The 4,957-nt window shown below is 41.1% G+C and carries 5 protein-coding genes; 3 read left to right on the plus strand and 2 right to left on the minus strand.

All coding sequences use genetic code 11. From position 1 onward, the window contains the following. Together J7K79_RS08655 and J7K79_RS08660 are read left to right on the plus strand one after the other, a co-directional pair. Positions 1–511, plus strand: a 511-nt coding sequence (locus tag J7K79_RS08655) for an RNA-guided endonuclease TnpB family protein (RefSeq protein ID WP_296907616.1), incomplete at its 5' end; no start/stop codon positions are given. Between the two features lie 245 nt (positions 512–756). Next, positions 757–2,094 (plus strand): ATP-binding protein, encoded by a 1,338-nt coding sequence (locus J7K79_RS08660; protein ID WP_296907619.1) that lies wholly within the window; start codon positions 757–759, stop codon positions 2,092–2,094. A 29-nt stretch (positions 2,095–2,123) separates the two neighbouring features. Here J7K79_RS08660 and J7K79_RS08665 read toward each other — a convergent pair whose 3' ends face one another. Both J7K79_RS08665 and J7K79_RS08670 read right to left on the minus strand, forming a co-directional pair. Further along, a complete protein-coding gene (locus tag J7K79_RS08665; protein WP_296907621.1) occupies positions 2,124–3,503 on the minus strand; it encodes an ATP-binding protein in 1,380 nt (459 codons plus the stop codon). 137 nt (positions 3,504–3,640) lie between these two features. Further along, positions 3,641–4,630 carry a chromosome partitioning protein ParA gene (locus tag J7K79_RS08670; protein WP_296907623.1) on the minus strand — a complete coding sequence of 330 codons (990 nt, stop codon included), beginning with the start codon at positions 4,628–4,630 and terminating at the stop codon, positions 3,641–3,643. Between the two features lie 99 nt (positions 4,631–4,729). Here J7K79_RS08670 and J7K79_RS08675 point away from each other — a divergent pair. After that, the coding region (locus tag J7K79_RS08675; RefSeq protein ID WP_296907626.1) for an HD domain-containing protein at positions 4,730–4,957 on the plus strand (228 nt) is incomplete at its 3' end.

The raw sequence follows: 4,957 nt of genomic DNA on the forward strand, positions 1-4,957 counted from the left end.
CCCATTCAATAAAATTAGCCGTTACTTTGTGCAGTATGTCGTTTATCTGATTAGAAAGCTGCACAAAGTAACGGCTAATTTTATTGAATGGGTTAAAAACCGAGGCACAGCAACAATTGTGATAGGCAATGTAAAAGGCATTAGAAATAAAGCAAAGTATAACAAAGTGGTCAACCAAAAGATCCATAGCTGGTTGTTTGGGAAAACAACTGCGCTTATTGAATACAAAGCCGAAGCTGTGGGAATCAGAGTTGAATACATCTCTGAAGAATACACATCTCAAACTTGTCCTGTGTGTGGACACAGGCATAAACCATCAAATAGAAATTTCCGATGTCCTGTTTGCGGTTTTGAATATCACCGTGATGGGGTAGGAGCAATAAATATCTATAAAAAGTATACAGGCTACGGCCTGGTAGTAGCGGATTTGACCCCCGCCGTAGGTGTGAGGTTTAGCTCACACCTACGTGGCCCGGGCATTAGCCCGTGGAAGCTGGCCTTAAGCCAGTAAGAATCCCATCCCCTTTAGAGAATTTGGGAGTGGGTCAAAATACTGTGAAAAAGATAATGGAACTTGTAATTCAAGGCTTGAAGATTGGAAGAAAATGTGCTCGCTGCAACTCGCCGAACACTGGTACTGGTTTGAAAAGGTATGAGTTTTGACCCCAGAACAGGTCAAAATAAGCAAAATTTGACCTCCTGACAGGTCAATATGCTATAATAAACGAGAAAAGAAATATCTGGAGGCTGTTTCATATGACGCGTGATGAAATACTAACAATTCTTCTAAGGTGGAACCCATGGGGAAAGACAAAAAAGGACAGAACAGTTCCAAGAGAATGTATTGAAAAAGTGAAATCCTTTAAAGATTATCGCGGTGTTATTGTCATAAAAGGACCACGCAGGGCTGGGAAATCGACTCTTTTGTATCAGCTCATGGAAGAGCTCTCAAAGGAAATTGATCCAAAAAGTTTCCTGTACGTGAATTTTGAGGATTATGCTTTTTCTTCGGAAAAACTGACGCCAGAAACACTTGAAGCCATTCTCGACGTTTACAGGCAGGAAGTATATCAAGGGGAAAATTTTTTGCTATTTCTTGATGAAATTCAAAACGTTGAAGACTGGCACAGATGGGTTCGAACTGTGATAGATACCGGTGTGGTGAAGACCATTTTTGTGACAGGATCGTCCTCGAAACTTCTGTCTGGTGAACTCGCATCATTGCTATCTGGAAGGCATGTTGATTTTGAACTGTTTCCTTTCTCCTTCAAAGAGTATGCGATCGCAAGGGGTTACAGTTTTTCGAGCAGGCTTGAGTTGATTTCTGGGAAGAACGTTTATCTTTCCCTTTTGAAGGATTATCTTACATACGGTGGTTTCCCCGAAGTGGTTATGAGCACAGGTGAGGAAGAGGTTATCAGCAAAATTTTATCTCAATACGCAGAGGATATCGTTTTTAAAGATGTAGCGGCAAGATACGATGTGGGGAACATAAAACTTCTAAAAGCATTATCAAAATTTATCGCCCAGAATATAGGTAACAGATTTTCAATTAGAAAGATGCAGGGATATTTTGAAGATATCTTTGGTGAAAAATCGTCCACCAGTACAATATCCGCTTACATTTCGTATCTGGAATCGGCCTATTTTTGTTTCGAAGTTCCAAAGTTCGAATATTCGTTTAAAAAGGTTATCAGAAGTCCTGTGAAGTACTATCTAATAGATACAGGGCTGAGAAACGTGATATACCCTTCTCCCAGCCCTGATCGTGGAAGGTTGTTGGAAAATGCGATTTATTTGAAGCTGAGAAATATGTACGAAGAAATATACTACTGGGAAGGGAAAAAAGAAGTTGACTTTGTGTGTAAAAGAGGAAACGATCTGGTGCTCTATAATGTTTCGTACGTTTCAGAGAAATCTGAGATAAAAGAAAGAGAAGTGAAAGGTCTTGTGGAATTCCCATATCCTGCAGCCGAAAGATATCTTATAACCTGGGATCTACACACCGAACTCTCATGGAAGGGTGTGAAAATAAAAGTCTTGCCCGCTTATCTCTTCTTGCTCGATACAAAGCCTTTTGAAAACCGCAGATGAGATCGTTGCTTGAACTTATCGATTCTACATCAATACCCTTCAAAGAGAAACACGCTTTTGTTCTCTTTTGCTTTCTGAACGAAATCTTTTGTGAAGCCACCGAAGGAGAAGAAGATATACACCGGTCTTTCAACGACGTTCAATCTTCTGGATCTTTCAACCAGTTTGTAGTAGAGATCCACATCGACCTGCGAGCCTGTGTACTTGCATTCTCCAAGAAGAACTACTCTGTTTTCGCTGTCAACCCCAACGATGTCTATTTCATCTTCTCCTTTCCACCATTTTCCTACTTTTGAAGCCAGAACCGGGAGTTCTCCCTTCGAGTTCATCTTTACAACCTTTTCCCTGCAGATGTCTTCATAAACAAAACTCACGTGTCTTTCTCTGAAGGTCTTCTTTATCACATTGATGACAAAACCCGTCTGGCCAATTTCTATGTAACTTCTGTAAGGATAGATGTATTTGAACCAGAAATCCAAAAAGTAATCCTTTATCCTGTACAATCCACTCTTACTTTTTTCCGGAGAACGTTCCGTCACCGGTACTTCCCTTTCCAGAAGACCTATATCCACCAATCTGCTCAGATAGTAACTGAGCTTGTGCTGTGCCACTCCCATGACAGTAGCAATTTTCCCAAGTTTTCTGTTCCCCATGGCGATGGCTTTCATGAGGGAAAAGTAGGTTCCTATCTCCTTCACTTCCTGACCGAGCAAGAAGTATGGTTCTTCAAAGAAAAAGGAACTGGTGTTCAAAAAGTTACGTTCGATGGTTCTGTAGATGTCCCCTTCCACAGAAAGTAATTCCATGTACTTTGGAACTCCTCCGATGAGTGAGTAGTGTTCCACAGGATTCGGTGCCGTTCCATTGTAAACCCTTTTGAAATCTTCAAAACTGATCGGTTTCAGTTTGATCTGGCCGGTGCGTCTTCCATAAAGTGGGCTAGAGTAGGAAAGCACCTCTTTTTCCATAAGACTCAAAGAAGAACCACAAAGGATAAGGAAGAAGTTATCATCTTTCAAAAGTTCATCCCATATCTTTTGAAACACCGAAGTTATGGCTTTGTTTCTCCTCACAAGGTACTGGAATTCATCGATGGCGACCACGAACTTTTCTTTGGATCTCATATTCCTCAAAATGTAAAAGAGATCGTACCAGCTGAGGTTCTTCCCCGGTGCCAGAAGTGGTACAGACAGTTTCTCGTAGAGAATCTGCTGGAAACAGGAGCGGTTGGTTCCTTCATCTTCTTCGGTTGCCAGGAAATACACACCGTTTTTGTCTTTCATGAACTCCTTGATGAGTCTGGTTTTTCCGATTCGTCTTCGACCATAGATCACCACAAAGGAAGAACCTGGTCTTTTGTATTCTTCGTTCAGATATTCCAGTTCCTTTTCTCTATCGATGAATTCCATACGATCACCCCACGATATATTATAGGCCAGACTATTATATTTTAGACTATAATATTCTGGCCTAGTTAAATTATAACGGTACAGCGGGATTTTCCGTGATCTCTCTACCTGAAACGAACGCCTTATCATCCCTCGATTCATTTTTCTTCAACAATCGTGCTGATATCTTCAACCAGCTTTTGGATTTCAGGCTTAAGGTTTTTAAGATCGGAGGAAACATCCTGTAAGTCTTTAAGAATGTCGCTGAATGATCTGAGCACTGATAGAGCTTCCTTTAATTTTTCCCGAAGGTCTTCTGCCTCTGACCGAGCTTTTTCAGCTTCCTTAGTAAGAGTTTCTGAGAGGATCTTCAATTGTTCGTCCTTTTCTTTCAAAGCTTCCTGAAGGACTGTCAATGAGCTCTCATAGGTTTCTACCAGGGCTTTTAGCTGGTCCATTTGCTTCAGCTGAGTTTCGGTTTGAGAGAGTTGTTCATCTTTCTTTTGAATTTCTTCTTCCAGAGTGGTTATGGAAGCTTCTGCAAGTTCAAGACGTTTCTTTAGCTGCCTGTTCTCTTTGAAAACTTCTGTTATCGTCGCCGGTGCACTTGCAAGTGAAGCAAGAATGGTGTTCTCTTCGTTTTTCGTATCGAGCAGGTCGTTGAGTTCACTGATCTGATCGTTCAAGTTTGAAATATGTTGATTCTTGAGTTGAATGTCCTGTTCAAGTTTCGCTATCTTTTGATCTTTCTCTTCCAGCAGGCCTTTCAGGAAGGACACAGAAGCAGTAAGAGTTGTAATCTGATCCGTCAAGGCAGATTTCTGTTCCTGAAGCTCTTTTATAGTTCGATCTTTGTTCGAAAGCTGGTTTTTGAAATCTTCAATCTGATCTGTAAGCTCGGACTTCTGATGTTCTAGTTCACTTATTCTCTGTCTCAGGTTTCCAACGTAGTTCTCGTTACGCTGTATCACAGACCTTAATTGTTCAAAATCGTCCCTTGGAATATCCACATAGCTATCATGTCCTACCCACGTATGAAGTTCTGAATCGAGCATGTAGTAGATCTCATAGAATCTACCTGTTGAGAAGTCTTGAATAGAAAGCGCTCCCTTCCCAAAAAGAATCAGGGCAATCAGAGAAAGAAACACACAAAGCACTTTTGCCTTCGTGTAAACCCCTCCTGAACTTAGTATCAATGTTATATCATACAACTGTCCCGGTAGAATTCCTCTACAGCAAGGTGAAAAATGTTGTATTTGGCGGTGCAAGTTCCTTTTGAATCCTTCGTGAAAATATTCCATCGATTTGGAATTCTTGAGTACAGAAATTTTGTGAAGCACTTCGTCCAGGTTGCAAAAATTACAGGAGGGCTGGTAAAAAGACTCTCCCTTTCAGTAGATCTGGACTACGCCTATCTTTCTGGATTGGTGCACGACACTGGACTCGTTCTTGTGGCATCCACACAGGATTATAAA

It is taken from the genome of Thermotoga sp. (genome assembly GCF_021162145.1).
In the GTDB taxonomy this organism is placed as follows: Bacteria; Thermotogota; Thermotogae; order Thermotogales; family Thermotogaceae; genus Thermotoga.